Source organism: Acetomicrobium sp. S15 = DSM 107314, from assembly GCF_016125955.1.
GTDB lineage: Bacteria > Synergistota > Synergistia > Synergistales > Thermosynergistaceae > Thermosynergistes > Thermosynergistes pyruvativorans.
On sequence record NZ_JADEVE010000377.1, the window covers coordinates 1 to 322 of the forward strand.

Sequence of the window (322 nt, forward strand, 5' to 3'; positions counted from 1 at the left end):
GTGACAAAAGGGGCCTTCGCGAGGCTCATCTTTTTGGAGATTGAAGTCAACGGCCATTTATTGAGCTTCATGCCGGCTGATGGCCTCATACTCTCCTCTCCGACAGGCTCTACGGCTTCGCACACGGCTTTCACGGTCTCCAACAGCTCTTCCTCCACCTGTGACGACGTGACGAGGGGATCTGTGGGGATGACGTATACGTTGAGCTCCAGGGCTTCGACATAGAGCTGGTGGAAACCATAGCCAAGGAGCTCGGCAAAAAGGTGGAGTGGGTCGACATGCCCTTCGACAGCCTGATCCCGGCGCTCATTTCTGGCAAGAT

At 55.6% G+C, this 322-nt stretch carries 2 pseudogenes; both read left to right on the plus strand.

The features are described from left to right. A pseudogene (locus EZM41_RS13990) lies at positions 1-225 on the plus strand (hypothetical protein); the annotation flags it as partial. Between the two features lie 5 nt (positions 226-230). Further along, positions 231-322: pseudogene (locus EZM41_RS11150) on the plus strand (transporter substrate-binding domain-containing protein); the annotation flags it as partial.